We start from the raw sequence: 17,879 nt of genomic DNA, 5'->3' as shown, positions 1-17,879 counted from the left end.
ATTCTTTATATTTGCATTCGCATCATTTCTTGATATGCTTCCACAGCCTTATCTCTAATGGTGACCGTGAGTTCCAAAGCTAATTGCGCCTTTTGTGATGCAATCATGACATCATGAATATTATCAACTTCACCTGCAGCTACTTTTGTAGAAAGATCTTGTGCTTGCTTCACGGTGCTATCCACATTCTCCAAATATCCTTGAAGAACGTCTGAAAATGACGTTTTAGGTTTGGCAGCTTCTACATTTTGGAATGGATTTTGATTAATTTTGATTAATTCACTACCTACATTTGATACATTCATTTATATCCCTCCTAACGACCAATTTCTAGTGCTTTTAACATCATTGATTTTCCAGAATTGAATGCCGTTACATTCGCTTCATAGGATCTAGATGCTGCGAGCATATCAACCATTTCCTTTGACAGGTCGACATTTGGCATCATGACATAGCCGTCAGCATTTGCATCTGGGTTGGTGGGATCATAGACCGTCTTAAAAGGTGTTTGATCTTCGATAATTCCAGTCACCCTTACCCCTTGCATGGCAGGATGAGACCCAGTTTGTTTTTGCATTTCCCCTTGTAAAACTTGATTAAACGATTTCTCTCTTGGTTCCATCACAACCATCTTTCGACGATAGGGTTCCCATACACCATTTACGAATTTTCCTCTTGTAGTAGAGGCGTTAGCTATATTGGAAGAGCCTACATCCATCCTTAACCGTCCGGCGGTTAGAGCAGATGCACTAATATTTAAAGAATCAAACATCGCTTCTAACTCCTTCCTTTGATGGAAATTGATAATTGGTTAAATTGGCTAGTTAGCTGCTGTGTTAGTGTATAGTACCACAATGAATTATTTCCCATCTGAGTCATTTCTTTGTCGATATCAACATTGTTGCCATTGTTTTGCATGACTGTATCCGAATTCTCTATCGTCTGGGCCATAGGAGTGGCACCGGATTTCCCAATCATTACATGACGAGGGTCCGTCCGTTTTCCTACAAAATTTGTTTGATTAGATAATTGTTGCTTTAATATATCCTCAAACACCACTTGCTTAGATTTATAACCAGGAGTTTCCGCATTTGCTATATTATTTGATATGACCTGTTGACGAAGACTGGAAGCATTTAATGCTGAATGTAGGATGCCGATATTATTCAAGATGAGGACTCTCCTTTCCATCTTTAAGAAGATTTTTTGATTATTTTTGATGAATTTATCAAAAACGAAGAACTTTCTACATCAATATACTATTAAAAGGGTTGTTTTGCCAGTTTTTTTTTCTTACCTGATGTCCTATTCAAACTTTGTTACACTCTAAGCTGTTCAAAAAACTTGGTTACCCCTACTACCCAATTATTATTTAGGCCGGATGGATCATTATCTGCTCCAATCGGTGCGTACTTCGACCCAATCTTTGAAATACTTGTTAAGCCCTGTCCTAAATAATTCTTACTTAAATTGCGAGCCATATCCATTATGCTATCTTCGATTGAAGAGTACGATTTCAAGCCATTAACACTCATCATCCCAGCAACATTATTTTTTTCTGCAGCGGCACGGGATTTCCCGTTGCCGGTTTCATGTTGAGCAATGGCAGTCAATAATGCTGGATTGATATTATACCGGTTTCCCGCGCGAACAAAAACTTCACCCATTCCCTTTAATTTTCCATCCAATACTTGATTTAACTTTTCCGGGTCAATTAATTGGAAACGTAATGGTTCATTCGCATTCAATGACACATTTTGATTACTCAAATTAGGCTCCACAGCTGAAATAACATTAGGAATAAAAGTATTAATTTGAGGTTTTACTGCCGATTGACTTTCCTGTTGGATCAATAGTTGATTCAAGACTGAAGCAAATAGATTGTGCCCATCAGAAGTGGATCCTGCCAACTGCGAACGTAGTTTTTCAGTCCTAGATAAAGTATTAATCAGCATTGTTTGGGTAAACCAATTATCACTGGTAATCAATAGATTACATCCTTTCGTCCTATATACTCAAACTAACAAAAATTAATCCAAAACACCCATTAATTTTTTTCTAGCTATATTTTCCTAGAAAGTATTATATAGTTCTTTCAAACATCCCGCTAAGGTCTCCCAAAAATTCTTCTGAAAGCTTAGAAATATGTATTAGTTGGCCATCTTCTATTTTAGCTTCTACTAAAATAATTGTGTTTGAATCCTGATTTTGCTTCATTGCAAAAATCTGCTTTTCCTTGTAGACTAAATTTTTCACCAAATAATAAGTGTCATTTATTGGATTCCCCATTGTTATTTTAATAGGTTTTTCGAAGTATGGTTTCATCTTTTTATACTCCATAAAATTATAAAGCTTACCATACACTCGATTGTCTGTTAATGCTTGCTGTTGGATCATGAATACCTTCCTCTCGACAAACTGGATATTTTAGAGTACGATGGTTTTTTCTTTGCTTAGGCAAAAAAATAACCTCGCCTTTACCAAAAGGGAGGTAATAGAGAAAAAAATCTACGCAGGGTAAATAAGCACCCTAGCAAGACATTTTACCTATTTCAAATCCTTAATCTTTTGGTAACTGGCTGACATAGTGCAAATGCACCTTAGTCCCTATAGCTTTGCGACACTGATTTTCATCAGCTATGCCTTTTCGAGATAATTATTTGTAAATATTATACTAATCTCTAAATAAATCATAGAATGTTTTTGCAATATCGAATATACTACTATTTTATCATTTTGTGTCGAAATTACTAGTCCAAAAGTTTCATTTTCAAAAATATACCCATAAAAAATTCATATTTTTATCGTAAATAGTCCTATCAATCATTCCTACGGGCCAAATAAGCTAAAATTAGCCTTTTATTTTTAATTTTTTTTTACAAAAAAAAAATGCATGAATCACCCATTCCGTCATGTGTGATCACGCACTTTAATTACTTTTTGGAATCTAAATATACACCGTCTGTTTGTTTAAGATATGGGCGATATTTTTGGGAAACTTGTTTATTCTGCTTTATTTGATTTAGAGAGTTCTGTGTTTCAGCAATATTTTCTCTTAATAGGAAAGTCAAACGTTGGTCAAGACAACGAGCTTCTTCCAACAATTGTTTGTCTTTAGCTGTATATTGGTAGTTTGGATTTTCAGACCTGAACCTATCAATCCTGATCATTATTGAATTCCGATTATTTAATAATTGATCAAATTCTGCAAAATTTTCTACATTTAAGGCACGATGCATGTTTATCGTTATTTCATAAATGTCTGTAATTAATTCGTTCATAGGGATACCAAACCTTAATTATTCGTTTTCTTTTGATTCATAGCGGTTGACCAAGCTTCCGCTAATTCCAGAGCATACCCTTCCACTTCTTCTAATATGTCCAGTTTTTTATGAATGTTGGCCTCAATTAAACGAGATTTCATATATTCATATAAAGTATACAATGAATCAGAGATGGTGTACTCTTTTTTCAAAGTCATCATTAACTCACTCACGATATCTTGGGCTCTTAGGTTGTAACTGTGACTTTCCTCAAGTTTGTTTTGTTGAAGGGCTGTTTTGGACAAACGGATGAATTTAACCATGCCTTGATATAACATAAGGGTCAATTCTTCTGGTTTAGAAGTAGTAACCGCTTGTTTTTGATAAGTTTGATAAGGATTGCTAAATGCCATGTTTGATTTTCTCCTTTTAAAATCCACTGCGTTCTATTATTATTTATCGGAAAAACCGAAAAATAGTTAAGGAGATGAGATAAAAATAATTTGATGTTTTAATGGCTGTTCTTTCTAAAAACTTAGCCGCTAACTTTAAGAACTACTCCGAAGCTGTCAATGATGTAATTAAGCCTTTGATTGTACGATTTCAGTTGTTGTATTTTTGCAGCATCTCCTAATTGGTTAAAGGCAGTAATCTCCTTTGCCAGCTTAGCAACCTCTAATTGCAATTCATCATTACGTTTTTTCTCCTGAATGAATTGTTGTTCCTTTTTCTTTAACTGCTCACGTATTGCTTCTTTTTCAAGATTGATTTCTGATTTCATACTTTCAATCTGTTGAACCGCATCCTGATTCTGAAGCGCCATGTTTGTAAGATGATATAAACTTCTAAAAAGTTCGTTTAAATTAATCCCAGGAAGTTGTTGCACATTGGTTATTAGTCCAGATAAGATGTCGAGCAAATCATCCTGATCTTGCGCCGATGACATCTGATGGACTTGTGGCGTAGTCTGCGTATCCCCTATTACTTCTGTAGCCAACACAGGAACGTTCTTCTCAGTTATCGTTATAAATTGATAGCCATTTTGATTGGCATCTTCTTCTTTAGCCTTTGCCTTGATAATCGAATAATATTTATAGTTAACTGACTGATATCCACGATTTAAAACTTTAGCTGCTTCCTCTAAAATTTCTGTAATATTTAGAGCACCTTCTTCTTGTCGTTCCTTAATATATTGAAACAAAAACTCAATTTCATTTTTGCTCCATTTTCGATTAACTTTTTTGGAATCATCAAGAATCTGGGTAGAATTTTCAGAGTTATTCATTCTTAACATCACAAAATTATTATAATAAAAAATTAATGATCCAGCACGTAAGCCGTTGTTAGACTCCAAATTTTGAATAAAATCTTGTTCTGATGGTCCTACTTCTTGATTGATTATCGCTTCTTTCATCTGAAATATTGCAGATTTAAAACTCATTAGAATACCTCCAAAATGAATATGAGATTTGAACATACTTGGTTTTACAAACTTTTTTGCCCATCTACAAAAAGGTAAAACTAATTTTGACATTTTCAAACTCTCTTCATACCTGATGTTTTAATATATGTTTCGTTGTTATGAATTTTTTTTTGGGTGTATATCAAAAAATGTGAAAATTTTTAGGTTAACTTATTTTATAATAATTATACTGACTTTGTAAAGATTTGTAAATGATTGGTTTGAATATTTTGAAAAGAACATTGAAACTTATAGAATATATTTATATAGCTTATTAACCATGATAGATTAGAACAGACCAAGATAATATTTAATTGTATTTTGAAATAATTTTGATTACCGTGTCAATCTGCTTTGCCTTTGTCTTTCAAAACAATGTTGAACAATTTTCATTTGATCCCGGTTATTTATCTCAGTAAATTTTAAAGCAATATTTTTTCTATCTAGATTTTTTAATACGTTGATTCGTTTAATTTGGCCTTGAAAGGGTATAATGGCCGTGTCCTTTCCCTGTATAGACGGAAGTATCAAAGTCCCCAAAACCAATTCTCCTTGCTGCAGTTCCATTTCCAATCCACAGCTAAACAATATTCCACCTGCGCTTATATTGATAGTGTATAGCCTATTTTCATTTATCATCAGCAATAAATGGGAATTCACACGAAAATTATCTCTTCGTTGAATCCTGATAATCTCTTTTTCCTGTGGTTTCGATATTCGACATAAAGGGATTGTATCTGTTTTTCTGCCAATAATTTTTGATAGGAACTTATATTGATTTTCATCCACCATATAGATGATATCTACAAGCGATCCTTCCGGTAACAGCCCGATTATTTTCCTATCTAAAGGAAAACTAATTAAAATTTCCTCTTCTCCAACCTCGGCAATAATAGACCGAAATGTCCGACCATGACTTTTTATATCAATCATTATATTCTGATTTACTTTAGGATACATAAACTACACCTGCTATCGTCATTATTAAATTATAATTTTCTTTTTAATTTTATCAAAATAACAGGATAAAAGATACTGAATTTTGGAAATGCTTTACCAAATTGAAAGTGAATTATTTTTAATATCATAAAACCAAAAAAGGATAACACAAAAGCTGCATGTGTTACCCGAGAAAAAAATTAACGTAAAAAATCTACTAAGGATGTTTGAATAATACGAGCACCTACGGATAATGCAGCACGCTGCACATTTTCCTGTGCCTTCAAATCAATAATTACTTTCGCAATATCCACATCCTCTTCCTTTGATAATAAACTGGTTGTTGATATTTCGATTCCATCGATCCGCGACATACTTAACTCCATTCGGTTTACGCGTGCGCCCAATTCTGAGCGTTCCTTGAGGATATTATCCATCTGATTATCTAATTTACCTAAGTGATCAGTGGTAATCTTATTGGAAGATTTAAAATCGGATTCGATATCTGAGAGCACTTTAAATATCCCGCCGATACCGTCATTATTGAATACGTTTGTTCCATTAGTATTTATTTGTACATAATTTGTCTGTCCCACTTGTAACTCTAACATTTCTTGGTTTGTGCTTCTAAACTCTTTTGGTGACCCTGGTACAGCTGGATCCGTCCTATAAGGGGGGGTTTTTATATCCGTACCCGCAAAAATGTATTTGCCTGCAATTTGCGTATTGGCGATCTCACCTAGATGTTCTTTTAGCTGATTGATTTCTTCACCAATAGCATAAAGTGCACTTGGATCATTCGTTTCGTTAAGTCCCTGTACCGTAAGCTCACGAACTCGCTGCAATACAGAATTTACCTCATTCAGCGCTTCATCTGTCGAATTCATCCAAGAGTGTCCGTCCTCGGCATTTCGTTTAAATTGTTCGACTTCATTAAGCGAAGAACGGTAAAACATTCCATGAACCGCTGTTATTGGATTGTCGGAGGGTCTATTAATTTTCTTTCCTGAAGATGCCTGTTCTTGATATTTTTCCATTGCCTTATTACTTCGCTGTAAATTAAACAAAAAATTTTGATTGAGTATAGTTTGAGTAACTCGGTAACCCATATTGATCCTCCTACAATCCTACTCGGCCCATGCCGTTGATCACTTTATCTAAACATTGATCCACTGACGTAACAATTCGTGCAGCAGCATTATATGCTTGTTGAAATTTTATCATATTGGCCACTTCTTCATCTAAGGATACACCGGAAACGGATTGGCGGCGATTCTCTACCTGCTTTATAATCCCTTCATAGTTGTTCTGCATCCGCTGAGATTCTTGTGAATCAATACCTAGTTGACCAATAATATTACGATAAAAGTCATCTGCAGTAGAAGTAGTACCCGTAAAATTAAGATCTTTGAATTTGATATTTGCAATTTCTTGAGCGAGTTCACCATTACCTTTAGATGATTGCCCTCCGCCCTCGTCTTTTGCAGCAGCAATTAAATTTAAAGATTTCATAATTTCTGGATTTACTTGCAAGTCTTTCGCGGATGAACCTGTAAAAAATTCCACCTTTGTGTTCGAGACACCTGAAATATTATCTAAATTTAAACCACTTAAATGAACTTCATTTACTGCATTTGCGAATGTCATCGCCAGTTCATTGATTTTATCTTTATAATAAGGAATAGTTGAATTTCGATTTCCTCCCATGATTCCATACGATTCAATGTTTCCCAACAATTCCCCTGAACCCAAATCTACTGTTTGTCCACCAATTTTTATCTCAGCTGGATCTACTAATCCACTATTTTGGTCAAAGCCGATTGTTAGCGTATTAGATGTTTTGCCAGTAACTAAAGCACCATTACCTACACTGATGTCTACCATGCCATTCGCAGAATTCTTAACATCTATATCCACTATTTTAGAAAGTTGGTCTATTAAGACATCTCGTTGATCAAGTAAATCATTTGGTTGATAGTCATTTACTATCCTTCGAGAAATTTGTTCGTTTAAAATACTAATTTGTGAAGCTAAAGAGTTAACCTCTTCCGTTTTAGTCTTTATTATGTTTTGGAGATCATTCTGCATCTGATCAAGAGAATCCATTATTTGATTGAAAGTTTGGGCAACGGCTACTCCCTTTTGTCTAACTACTGAACGGACAGCGGCACTGTCAGGGTTTTTCACTAGCTCCTGCCATCCCTTCCAGAATTCATCCATTGTATGCGCTAGGCCATCTTCAGATGGTTCATTCAGAAGTTCTTCAATTCTAGTAAAAGTACCACTTTTTGCTTCATGGTAACCTAGATTTTTGTATTCATTACGAAATTGCACATCTAAAAATTCTTCTCTTAACCTAATCAGTTTATTAACCTCAACACCAGTTCCCAATTGGGCGGGAGATTTATCGCCGTGCATTCCTGGATAAGGAATCGCATTAGTTGCTTGCATTTCTGCCCTTTGACGGCTATATCCAATTGTATTTACATTGGTAATGTTATGACTAGTGGTATTAAGAGCTGATTGCTGTGCATAAAGGCCCCTTTTCCCTAATTCTAATCCATGAAAAGTTGAAGCCATTCCCATTCCTTCCTTCTATTAAAATTTATATACATCTAAACTTTTGCATCTAATAGGTTTGAATATCTATTGACAGCATTTGGTCCATATCCAATAGCTGGTTCTTTTAGAACTAACATCCCCATAGAGTATTGAACATATGAAAGGGATGTAAGGATTAATTGTTGGTTACTTTCGTTTATTTGGGTAATTTCCTGAATCAAAATACGAAGCTGCTTTGCTATGATTATTATAGTGGCATTTGTATCAGTATCGTCTTCCATTTTTATTATTTCCTCAAGGGGGAAGGACGAACCCTTAACGCCCTTCTGCTCCAAAAACTCTTGGACTAATAGGTTTCTTTTCTTTTCGAGTTTTTGAATTTCGACTACGAATAAACTTTCTCGATTGACCATATTCTGAAGATCATTAGTGTCACCCTTAATAAGGATGTGTTGTTTCTCTCTAACCAAATCCAATAAGCGTTTATGGACATCGACAAGAGTTTCCATTGTGTGCTTTAACATTTTTAGATATTCCATTTTCTCAGCTCCTAAATGGAGTTATTCTTCCAAAATTCAATTAGTTTATCGGCAATTTTACTGCTATCAACGTGATAGTTCCCGTTGGAAATCTGTTTTTTCAATTCTTCAATTCGGTTTGGCCGCTGTGCTTGCTCTGATTTCATCGCTTGAGAAATTTCTCTCCCTAGTGAAGATATTTTCACTTCTGATGAAGAGTTTGATTTTTTTATATTATTTTCTATGTTAGAACGATTCTTTTGATTTTGATAGGAATAAAAACCATATTTCGTATCATTTATTCGCATGAGCCTTGACCTCCTATTCCTCTAATATATATAATCGGCCGTACTAAAAAATAGTTTAGCAAAATTAATAATAAATTAGTAAATTATTAAAAACTAACGCGGAGTCATCTAATAATTAATTCCTTAAAAATTATTAAAACAATTTTTGTATCAAAAAAAATGAGAAACAGCGGAAAGTAGTTTTCATCGCCTCCCACTGCTGTTTGACTTTAATTTTTATTCTCTTTAATTACAATTTATAATTCACATTTAATCCGACAAAATCGATTTGAAGATCTTGCATTTGGCGAAGGTATACATTCGTCTTTCCCGGAGTATAGTTGTGTATTGGCTTATGCGGCGTAAATTCAATCTCAGTCCCCCCCTGTTCCCAGTTAATAGACAACTCACTTGGGGTATAATGAATTTTCACTGAGCCGTAACTCGGGATGAAAGCGACGTTGAAATCGGCCGGTTCAGGGTTACCTTTTTCTGCGGCAATTGACGCAATTGCATCGTTCTTATGTTCAATTCTCGCTAATTGATCTCCCTCTTGAGAAATTTGAGCAATCGCCTCTAACCCTTCTTGTTTGGAAAATTCAGCCATGTCAGCACTTAACACACTAATCTTTTTAAGATTCAACTCATTCCAAGCCTGTTCTTGATCTATTTCAAATTGTGATGGTTTACGTTCAATATTCATCTTTGACGGATACTGTTTAATTGATAGATCGGCAGGAATCTGTTGGATTTCCTGCACAGGCTCAACTGTACGTAGTCCAATTTGGGCATAGGTTTGATGCATTCGTATTTGAGGTAGTTGCATTACTTCAACTCCTTAAATTGTTGTTGCTGAATATTATTATATAAAAATGGTATCAAAATTGATGTCAAGTTGCGACAATTTTATTTAAAAAGAAGGCTTTGTTAAACTTGCCAGTTGATTTGCGCTCCAGGCGCTTCGCTTTCCCCGGGCGGTTCGGGGAGCTCGTCTAGCTGCAGCGCCTAGCCCCTCGAGGTCGCTTCGGTCCTGCCGCTGAAGTCAAAGAACGACTTCAACGTCAGGCCCTCCAGCACTTGTCGGGGCTGGACAAGGCGCTTCCGCTTTTGCTTCTCCTCGTCGCTTCGCTCCTGCGGGGTCCTCCCCTGCCCCGTACTCCCGCAGGACATTGAATTACATCCTTGAAACCGCCCACGCACGAAGAAAATGCGATAGCATTTTCGAGGAGTCTCGTACCTTCCGCTCCAATCAACAATGACTTTATCACAGCCACTAAGTAAAAATTAAGTTATACTTTTCTATCAATTAATAGTCCCAAACACTTTGTCATTGCCGCATACATATCTAAGAATTTTTTGGGAGGAATTTCTTTCACGACTTCATTCGTTATATCATCAACAACCGCAACATAGTATTCTTGTAAAGCCTCATGGAACTCAAATTTTAAGTGAGTATTCGAAGCTTTTAAAAAATCGTTCATACTATTCATTATTTTTTCAGCTTTTTCTTTCTCTTGTTCCTGCATAAACTGATCTTGCTGGTTATTCGAATTTCCTCTTAAATTAAATGAATTTTTATTCATAGAAAGATCCATTGCTGGACCACTAGAACTTGATATTTTTTCAATCATACCCTCTGCCTCCTAATAAATGATTATTTATAAGTATTATCGGAAATATTGCAAAAATGATTAGAACTTTTGGAAATAAAAAGGAATTAAGCAGAAAGAGACCTTAGAATACCTAAGGTCTCTTTCGTTTTGGACAGATAGATTGTTAGAATCAAAAAACCAAACTTATCTTACCTATTTGACTATTACGGTCTTGCTTCCGACAACAAGATATCCATCTACGTATCCACGGAACTCAACCTCTACTGTTCCTGGCTTCCAAGTAAATTGATCACGATCAAACTTAAATTGACCATTTTTAGCTTGCTGCAGTAATCCGTTAGTTCCTGAATTAGCGGAAACTCCATTTAATGTTGCACTGTGTAGATCGAATTTTTTCATGTCAATGCCTTTTGGCACTGTTACTTGAACAGTAAACACACCAGTGTTAGTTTTAATAATACCTGGATTTACAACAATAGTTGCTTGAACGTATATATTTATTGTCTTTTTCACTATTGTTGTCCACCCTGCTTTATCAGTTACGGTTAACTCTACAGTGTAAGATCCTGGTTTATCAAACTTAATTGGACCTGTGATTTCCTGTCCGTTTACTGTAACCTTTTCATGAGCAATACCCGAAACAGTATCAATAGCCGAATATTCCGGCAGGTATGTTCCTAGTGCATACTCATCATCAAGATTCCAGACGACAATTGGCGCATTTTTATCAATCTTTACGTCAACGGTCTTTTTATCTTCGATGTTCCCGGCCTTATCTACACTATAGAAAGATACCTTTGTTACACCTTCTTCACTCACCTTAAAGCTTGTTCCTTCCTTATAATCAGAACCATTAATGGAATAGTAGGTTTTATCAACGCCACTACCATTGTCTGTTGGCGATAAAAGGACAGTTACATCTTCTTTATACCAAGAATTTTTAACATTAGAAGTCGTAATTGGTGCGGTTTTGTCGATATTCACTTCAACTGTGTTAGCGTCTTCGATGTTACCTGCCTTATCTACACTATAGAAAGATACCTTCGTTACGCCTTCTTCACTAACCTTAAAGCTTGTTCCTTCTTTATATTCAGAACCATTAATGGAATAGTAGGTTTTATCAACGCCACTCTCATTGTCTGTTGGCGATAAAAGGACAGTTCCATCTTCATTTGTTATTTTAGAGGTCGTAATTGGCGCGGTCTTGTCGATATTTACTTCAACAGTATTAACTTCTTCGATGTTACCCGCTTTATCTATACTATAGAATGAGACTTTCGTTACACCTTCCTCGCTCACAGAAAAGCTTGTTCCTTCCACAAAATCAGAACCATTAATAGAATAGTAGGTTTTATCAACGCCACTCTCATTGTCTGTTGGCGATAAAAGGACAGCTACGTCTTCTTTATACCAAGAATTTTTCACATTAGAAGTCGTAATTGGTGCGGTCTTGTCGATGTTCACTTCAACTGTGTTAACGTCTTCGATGTTACCTGCCTTATCTATACTATAGAAGGAGACCTTCGTTACGCCTTTTTCACTCACACTAAAGCTTGTACCTTCCTTAAAATCAGAACCATTAATGGAATAGTAGGTTTTATCAACGCCACTTCCATTGTCTGTTGGCGATAAAAGGACAGGTACGTCTTCATTATACAAAGAACTTGTAATATTAGAGGTCGTAATTGGCGCGGTCTTGTCGATATTTACTTCAACAGTGTTAACTTCTTCGATGTTACCCGCTTTGTCTATACTATAGAATGAGACTTTCGTTACACCTTCCTCGCTCACAGAAAAGCTTGTTCCTTCTACAAAATCAGAACCATTAATAGAATAGTAGGTTTTATCAACGCCACTTCCATTGTCTATTGGCGATAAAAGGACATTTACGTCTTCTTTATACCAAGAATTTTTAACATTAGAAGTTGTAATTGGTGCGGTCTTGTCGATTTTCACTTCAACTGTGTTAACGTCTTCGATATTACCTGCTTTATCTATACTATTGAAGGATACCTTCGTTACGCCTTCATTACTCACCCTAAAGCTTGTTCCTTCCACAAGATTATAACCATTAATAGAATAGTAGGTTTTATCAACGCCACTTCCACTGTCTGTTGCCGATAAAAGGACAGGTACGTCTTCTTTATACCAAGAAGTTTTTACATTAGAAGTCGTAATTGGTGCGGTCTTGTCGATATTCACTTCAACGGTGTTAACGTCTTCGATGTTACCTGCCTTATCTACACTATAGAAAGATACCTTCGTTACGCCATCTTCACTCACCTTAAAGCTTGTTCCTTCCTTATAATCAGAACCATTAATAGAATAGTAGGTTTTATCTACGCCACTCATATTGTCTGTTGGTGATAAAAGGACGGTTCCGTCTTTATCTGTTAAATTAGATGTAGTAATTGGCGCGGTCTTGTCGATATTTACTTCAACTGTATTAACTTCTTCGATGTTACCTGCCTTATCTACACTATAGAAAGATACCTTCGTTACACCTTCCTCGCTCACAGAAAAGCTTGTTCCTTCCACAAAATCCGAACCATTAATAGAATAGTAGGTTTTATCAACCCCACTCTCATTGTCTGATGCCGATAAAAGGACAGCTACGTCTTCTTTGTACCAAGAATTTTTAACATTAGAATTCGTAATTGGTGCGGTGCTGTCGATGTTCACATCAACGGTGTTAACGTCTTCGATGTTACCTGCTTTATCTATACTATAGAAGGAGACCTTCGTTACGCCTTCTTCACTCACTCTAAAGCTTGTTCCTTCCTTAAAATCAGAACCATTAATAGAATAGTAGGTTTTATCAACGCCACTTCCATCGTCTGATGGAGATAAAAGAACAACGTCTTCTTTATACAAAGAATCTGTTATATTAGAGGTCGTAATTGGCGCGGTCTTGTCGATATTTACTTCAACAGTGTTAACTTCTTCGATGTTACCTGCCTTATCTACACTATAGAAAGATACCTTCGTTACGCCTTCCTCGGTGACAGAAAAACTTGTTCCTTCCACAAAATCCGAACCATTAATAGAATAGTAGGTTTTATCAACGCCACTTCCATTGTCTGATGGAGATAAAAGGACAGTTACGTTGTCTTTATACCAAGAATTTGTAACATTAGAAGTAGTAACTGGTGCGGTCTTGTCGATTTTCACTTCAACTGTGTTAACGTCTTCGATATTACCTGCTTTATCTATACTATTGAAGGAGACCTTCGTTACGCCTTCATTACTCACTCTAAAGCTTGTTCCTTCCACAAGATCATAACCATTAATAGTATAGAAGGTTTTATCAATACCACTTCCATGGTCAGATGGAGATAAAAGGACAGCTACGTCTTCTTTATACCAAGAATTGGTTATATTAGAGGTCGTAATTGGTTTGATATTGTCGATATTCAAATCAACGGTCTTAACTTCTTCGATGTTACCCGCTTTATCTATGCTATAGAAGGATACTTTCGTTACTCCTTCTTCATTCACCTTAAAGCCTGTTCCTTCTACAAAATCAGAACCGTTTATAGAATAGAAAGTTTTTGCAACGCCACTCACATTGTCTGATGAAGATAAAGTGAAAAAATCTTCCTTAAACCAAGAATTTGTTGCATTCGAGGTTGTATTTGGCGCAGTCTTGTCGATTTTTACTTCTACTGTCTTCGTTTCTTCAATGTTTCCTGCATTATCAACGCTGTAAAAGGAAACTTTGTGCTTCCCTTCATCCTGGATTGTAAAGGTAGTACCTTCTTTAAATGTTGATTCATTAATAGAATAGAAGGTTTTAGCCACTCCGCTTTGGTTATCTGTAGCAGTCAGTTGAACAGTTACATCTTCTTTGTAGTAAGAGTCTGCTAGGTTTGAAATTGTAACAGGCGGAATGGTATCCTTTACAGGAGGCACCTCTATATTTGAACCAATATTCAAAGTGACTTGATTAGAAGCTTGAGATTCTCCAAAACGAGTATGATAGGAAGTGACCTCATATATATGCTTCCCTTCAGTCTGGTTGGAAAGCTTTTGTTGAAGACTTGTTGTTGTTGCTACCAATTTTTTTGTTCCGTTGACAATTTCATAAATATTATACCCAGTCACATTGTCTTGCTTTGTCCAATCTAAAATGATAATGGATTCATTCTCAACGGTTCCTGTTAAAACTGGGGCTTTCAATTCCGGATACTTGAGATCGTATTCTACCTTAGATGCTGTTTTGGATTCACCAAAACGGTCACTATATGCAATTACTTCAAATGTATAGTGTCCTTCCGGCATATTTAATAAAGTGTGTGCATTTACAAGCTTGGTTGTGATTAATTTACGCTCGCCATTAATAATTTGATAAACCTTATAACCAGTTGCATAATCGGAAGGATCCCATCTTAAGACTAAATCATTTCCGTTTTGAACGGTAATATTTAAATTCTTAGGTGCTTCTATAACTGGATGAGTTAAATCAAATTCAACATTTGCCACCGATGATGATTCCCCGAAACGGTCACTATAAGATGCTAATTCATACTTATAATTGCCTTCTGGCATATTAACGAATGTTGAATTCAATGCAGAAGTAGTTAATAATAACTTCCTCTCACCATTTACATTCTGATATAATTTATACTTATCTGCATATTCTACTTTTGCCCATCTAAGATTGATATCATTTACATTCGATAATGTGTAAGTTAGGCTGCCAGGAGCTTGCATTTTCGGATAAACCATATCAAAGTCCAACTTAAATGGTTCTATTGATTCACCGAAGCGATCACTATATGCGGTGACTTCGTATACATGCTTGCCTTCTGTAACATTTGAAATAATATGACTGTTTAATCTTGTCGTTGTAAGCAATTTCTTTGTTCCGTCAATTAGTTCATAGACTTTATAATTACTAGCATAATTTACTCTTTGCCAGTTAAAAATCAAATCATTCCCATTCTGGACGGTATACGTTACGAGTGGTGATGTCATGATAGGAAAATTGACATCTACTTCAATCCTTAATCCGACTTTCGACTCTCCAAATCGGCTATTATTGGATGTTACTTCATAAACATATTTTCCTTCCGGATGATTTTGGAATGTATAATTTACAGCTGTTGTGGTTGTAACTAGCTTTCTCGTACCATCGATCACTTGATAAATTTTATAATCCGTCGCATAAGCTGCCTTATTCCAGCTTAATGTCAAATCATTCCCGTTAAGGATGGTCGATGAAATGCTTGTTGGGCTTTGCATCTCAGGGTATGAAACTTCAACTGTTACGCTATTTGAAAGTGGAGTTTCATCAAGATTTCTTACGGCAGAAACAGCAAAAGTACTACTCCCCTCCTGTACACCAAAGATAGTGGTCTCTGTGAATTCATAAGTTACCTGTTTAACTAGTTCTTGCTTGCCTGCTTCTAGTTTGTAAACACGGTACGCACTAGCTCCAGAAACTTTATCCCAGCTTAATGTAATATTACCAGGATAGTTTTGGCTCGCTTTTAAATTAGTTGGGGTAAGCAACTCAAAAGCAAACGCATTTATTAATGGGAATACTAATTGAAAACATAATAGTACAGTAGCAAAAATGGAAAACTTCTTTACCATAACGTTTACTCCTTTTTCAAGTGAAAAAGGCAACGAAAGTTCCAATAACATGTTTTTGTGGTATCCGGCTGCCATCCAGCTTGTCATGTTGGTACAGGCCCTCGGTTTTACGTCCCACAGTTTCCCATGGTTTGCCTTTTTCACAAATAGTCGTTTTATTATTAAATCATTTTACATTGGAACTCTTTTTATTAAAAATATTACTATTCTTCTAAAAAGAGAGAGATCTTACAATATTAAGATCTCTCAATTTCACCATATTAACGAAGAAGTTGTAATACACCTTGAGGCTGTTGGTTCGCTTGAGCAAGCATTGCTTGAGCAGCTTGAGCAAGAATTGAGTTTTTCGTTTGTTCCATCATTTCTTTTGCCATATCTACATCACGAATACGAGACTCAGCAGCTGTTAAGTTTTCTTGAGATGTTCCTAGGTTGTTAATAGTGTGTTCTAAGCGGTTTTGGAATGCACCTAATTTGGAACGTTGTGCAGAAACATCTTCAACTGCTTTATTAATAGCAGAGATTGAAGCCTCAGCAGAAGCTGCTGAACTTACATCAATATTGTCTACATGAAGAGCTGAAGCTCTCATGTCATTAATTTCAACATTCATTGTTTGTGAAGAGTTTGCTCCAATTTGGAACGTTAATGCGTTATTTTTATATTCTTCTACAGAGGCACGAGAAGTGAAGGTTGCTTCTTTACCGATATCTTCAACGCCAATTGCACCTAAAGTTAATGAATAGCTACCATTAGCTGTTTGAATTGTTTGTGCTCCACCTGTATCAGCAATACCTGTAATTGTTTTTGTTTCACCGCTTTGAGTAGTCCATTCTAAGCTGAATGTACCTCCAGTAGCATCGTAATCTGTAATTTTTACATTAATTGTTTCATTTGCTTCAGTACCAGCCGTTCCTGCTACAGATGCGTTAGTAGCAGTTATTGCACTGAATAATGCTTCGTCACCTTGGTTGTCAAATTTAACGTTGCCTAACAGCTCGGTTACACCACTTTTTGAACCATCAATCAGTTTCTTTGTGTTAAATTCAGTTGTATTACCAATGCGGTCGATTTCGCCAATAAGTTGATCCATTTCTTTTTGCAATTCTTTACGATCAGCATCAGTGTTAGAATCATTTGATGATTGAACCGCTAATTCACGCATACGTTGAAGAATTGTATGTGATTCATTTAATGCACCTTCAGCTGTTTGAATTAATGAGATGCCATCTTGAGCGTTCTTTGAACCCATTTCAAGACCGCGAATTTGGCCTCGCATTTTTTCAGAGATTGCTAATCCAGCTGCATCATCACCGGCACGATTAATACGAAGACCTGATGATAATTTTTCCATTGATTTACCTTGACCAGCTGTTGCACCTGTTAACTGGCGGTGTGTGTTAAGTGCTGCAATGTTGTGATTAATACGCATGATTAAATTTCCTCCCTAGAATAAATATCTTTTGTAATTTTAAATCATCTATAATAAACCCTTATGGTCTACTATCAAAAAAAGTTTTAATAAAATTTTAGACATTTTGAACATTTCGATAGTTTGATTGGTATTTATCTTGTACAATTCTACTTTTTAGAATTCTTATACCGTTTATCAAAATATTTTTCGCCTGTTTTACCGAAG

Annotated in this window: 17 protein-coding genes and 2 riboswitches; all 17 genes read right to left on the bottom strand. The window is 35.8% G+C overall.

Annotated features, from left to right (window positions below; translation table 11 throughout):
- Positions 1-5 precede the first annotated feature (5 nt).
- The gene (gene fliE, locus QNH20_RS11555) at positions 6-305 is read right to left on the bottom strand and encodes a flagellar hook-basal body complex protein FliE (RefSeq protein WP_283923030.1); all 300 of its coding nucleotides are present in this window, start codon (positions 303-305) and stop codon (positions 6-8) included.
- 11 nt (positions 306-316) lie between these two features.
- Positions 317-772 carry a flagellar basal body rod protein FlgC gene (gene flgC / locus QNH20_RS11550; protein WP_283923029.1) on the bottom strand — a complete coding sequence of 152 codons (456 nt, stop codon included), beginning with the start codon at positions 770-772 and terminating at the stop codon, positions 317-319.
- 5 nt (positions 773-777) lie between these two features.
- Positions 778-1,170 carry a flagellar basal body rod protein FlgB gene (gene flgB / locus QNH20_RS11545; RefSeq protein ID WP_283923028.1) on the bottom strand — a complete coding sequence of 131 codons (393 nt, stop codon included), beginning with the start codon at positions 1,168-1,170 and terminating at the stop codon, positions 778-780.
- 149 nt (positions 1,171-1,319) lie between these two features.
- Positions 1,320-1,988: a glucosaminidase domain-containing protein gene (locus QNH20_RS11540; protein ID WP_283923027.1), complete on the bottom strand. Its 669-nt coding sequence runs from the start codon at positions 1,986-1,988 to the stop codon at positions 1,320-1,322.
- A 94-nt stretch (positions 1,989-2,082) separates the two neighbouring features.
- Positions 2,083-2,397 (bottom strand): hypothetical protein, encoded by a 315-nt coding sequence (locus tag QNH20_RS11535; RefSeq protein WP_283923026.1) that lies wholly within the window; start codon positions 2,395-2,397, stop codon positions 2,083-2,085.
- A 170-nt stretch (positions 2,398-2,567) separates the two neighbouring features.
- Positions 2,568-2,654: riboswitch (cyclic di-GMP riboswitch) on the bottom strand.
- A gap of 279 nt (positions 2,655-2,933) precedes the next feature.
- Positions 2,934-3,281 carry a flagellar protein FliT gene (gene fliT / locus QNH20_RS11530; RefSeq protein ID WP_283923025.1) on the bottom strand — a complete coding sequence of 116 codons (348 nt, stop codon included), beginning with the start codon at positions 3,279-3,281 and terminating at the stop codon, positions 2,934-2,936.
- A gap of 14 nt (positions 3,282-3,295) precedes the next feature.
- A complete protein-coding gene (fliS, locus tag QNH20_RS11525; protein ID WP_283923024.1) occupies positions 3,296-3,676 on the bottom strand; it encodes a flagellar export chaperone FliS in 381 nt (126 codons plus the stop codon).
- Positions 3,677-3,798: 122 nt separating this feature from the next.
- Positions 3,799-4,797 carry a hypothetical protein gene (locus tag QNH20_RS11520; protein ID WP_283923023.1) on the bottom strand — a complete coding sequence of 333 codons (999 nt, stop codon included), beginning with the start codon at positions 4,795-4,797 and terminating at the stop codon, positions 3,799-3,801.
- Positions 4,798-5,061: 264 nt separating this feature from the next.
- Positions 5,062-5,685, bottom strand: a complete 624-nt coding sequence (locus QNH20_RS11515; RefSeq protein WP_283923022.1) for a flagellar brake protein — start codon at positions 5,683-5,685, stop codon at positions 5,062-5,064.
- A gap of 179 nt (positions 5,686-5,864) precedes the next feature.
- The gene (gene flgL / locus QNH20_RS11510) at positions 5,865-6,773 is read right to left on the bottom strand and encodes a flagellar hook-associated protein FlgL (protein WP_283923021.1); all 909 of its coding nucleotides are present in this window, start codon (positions 6,771-6,773) and stop codon (positions 5,865-5,867) included.
- Between the two features lie 10 nt (positions 6,774-6,783).
- Positions 6,784-8,244 carry a flagellar hook-associated protein FlgK gene (gene flgK, locus QNH20_RS11505; protein ID WP_283923020.1) on the bottom strand — a complete coding sequence of 487 codons (1,461 nt, stop codon included), beginning with the start codon at positions 8,242-8,244 and terminating at the stop codon, positions 6,784-6,786.
- A 35-nt stretch (positions 8,245-8,279) separates the two neighbouring features.
- On the bottom strand, positions 8,280-8,765 hold the full coding sequence (locus QNH20_RS11500) for a flagellar protein FlgN (RefSeq protein ID WP_283923019.1): 486 nt from the start codon (positions 8,763-8,765) through the stop codon (positions 8,280-8,282).
- Positions 8,766-8,776: 11 nt separating this feature from the next.
- A complete protein-coding gene (gene flgM / locus QNH20_RS11495) occupies positions 8,777-9,052 on the bottom strand; it encodes a flagellar biosynthesis anti-sigma factor FlgM (RefSeq protein ID WP_283923018.1) in 276 nt (91 codons plus the stop codon).
- A 229-nt stretch (positions 9,053-9,281) separates the two neighbouring features.
- Positions 9,282-9,857 carry a DUF6470 family protein gene (locus QNH20_RS11490; protein ID WP_283923017.1) on the bottom strand — a complete coding sequence of 192 codons (576 nt, stop codon included), beginning with the start codon at positions 9,855-9,857 and terminating at the stop codon, positions 9,282-9,284.
- Positions 9,858-10,320: 463 nt separating this feature from the next.
- A complete protein-coding gene (gene flaG / locus QNH20_RS11485; protein ID WP_283923016.1) occupies positions 10,321-10,662 on the bottom strand; it encodes a flagellar protein FlaG in 342 nt (113 codons plus the stop codon).
- A gap of 174 nt (positions 10,663-10,836) precedes the next feature.
- A complete protein-coding gene (locus QNH20_RS11480; RefSeq protein ID WP_283923015.1) occupies positions 10,837-16,242 on the bottom strand; it encodes an OmpL47-type beta-barrel domain-containing protein in 5,406 nt (1,801 codons plus the stop codon).
- A gap of 56 nt (positions 16,243-16,298) precedes the next feature.
- Positions 16,299-16,388, bottom strand: a riboswitch (cyclic di-GMP riboswitch).
- A 114-nt stretch (positions 16,389-16,502) separates the two neighbouring features.
- On the bottom strand, positions 16,503-17,672 hold the full coding sequence (locus QNH20_RS11475) for a flagellin N-terminal helical domain-containing protein (RefSeq protein ID WP_283923014.1): 1,170 nt from the start codon (positions 17,670-17,672) through the stop codon (positions 16,503-16,505).
- Positions 17,673-17,879 lie beyond the last annotated feature (207 nt).

Source organism: Neobacillus sp. WH10, assembly GCF_030123405.1.
In the GTDB taxonomy this organism is placed as follows: domain Bacteria; phylum Bacillota; class Bacilli; order Bacillales; family Cytobacillaceae; genus Neobacillus.
Note: the sequence above shows the minus strand (reverse complement) of the source record. Positions and strands in the feature narration are given on the sequence as shown.

Bases quoted from the DNA above. Each gene is read 5' to 3' on its own strand.
- fliE (WP_283923030.1), bottom strand. From the start codon at position 305: ATGAATGTATCAAATGTAGGTAGTGAATTAATCAAAATTAATCAAAAT.
- flgC (WP_283923029.1), bottom strand. From the start codon at position 772: ATGTTTGATTCTTTAAATATTAGTGCATCTGCTCTAACCGCCGGACGG.
- QNH20_RS11535 (WP_283923026.1), bottom strand. From the start codon at position 2,397: ATGATCCAACAGCAAGCATTAACAGACAATCGAGTGTATGGTAAGCTT.
- fliT (WP_283923025.1), bottom strand. From the start codon at position 3,281: ATGAACGAATTAATTACAGACATTTATGAAATAACGATAAACATGCAT.
- fliS (WP_283923024.1), bottom strand. From the start codon at position 3,676: ATGGCATTTAGCAATCCTTATCAAACTTATCAAAAACAAGCGGTTACT.
- QNH20_RS11520 (WP_283923023.1), bottom strand. From the start codon at position 4,797: ATGTCAAAATTAGTTTTACCTTTTTGTAGATGGGCAAAAAAGTTTGTA.
- QNH20_RS11515 (WP_283923022.1), bottom strand. From the start codon at position 5,685: ATGTATCCTAAAGTAAATCAGAATATAATGATTGATATAAAAAGTCAT.
- flgL (WP_283923021.1), bottom strand. From the start codon at position 6,773: ATGGGTTACCGAGTTACTCAAACTATACTCAATCAAAATTTTTTGTTT.
- flgK (WP_283923020.1), bottom strand. From the start codon at position 8,244: ATGGCTTCAACTTTTCATGGATTAGAATTAGGGAAAAGGGGCCTTTAT.
- QNH20_RS11500 (WP_283923019.1), bottom strand. From the start codon at position 8,765: ATGGAATATCTAAAAATGTTAAAGCACACAATGGAAACTCTTGTCGAT.
- flgM (WP_283923018.1), bottom strand. From the start codon at position 9,052: ATGCGAATAAATGATACGAAATATGGTTTTTATTCCTATCAAAATCAA.
- QNH20_RS11490 (WP_283923017.1), bottom strand. From the start codon at position 9,857: ATGCAACTACCTCAAATACGAATGCATCAAACCTATGCCCAAATTGGA.
- flaG (WP_283923016.1), bottom strand. From the start codon at position 10,662: ATGATTGAAAAAATATCAAGTTCTAGTGGTCCAGCAATGGATCTTTCT.
- QNH20_RS11480 (WP_283923015.1), bottom strand. From the start codon at position 16,242: ATGGTAAAGAAGTTTTCCATTTTTGCTACTGTACTATTATGTTTTCAA.
- QNH20_RS11475 (WP_283923014.1), bottom strand. From the start codon at position 17,672: ATGCGTATTAATCACAACATTGCAGCACTTAACACACACCGCCAGTTA.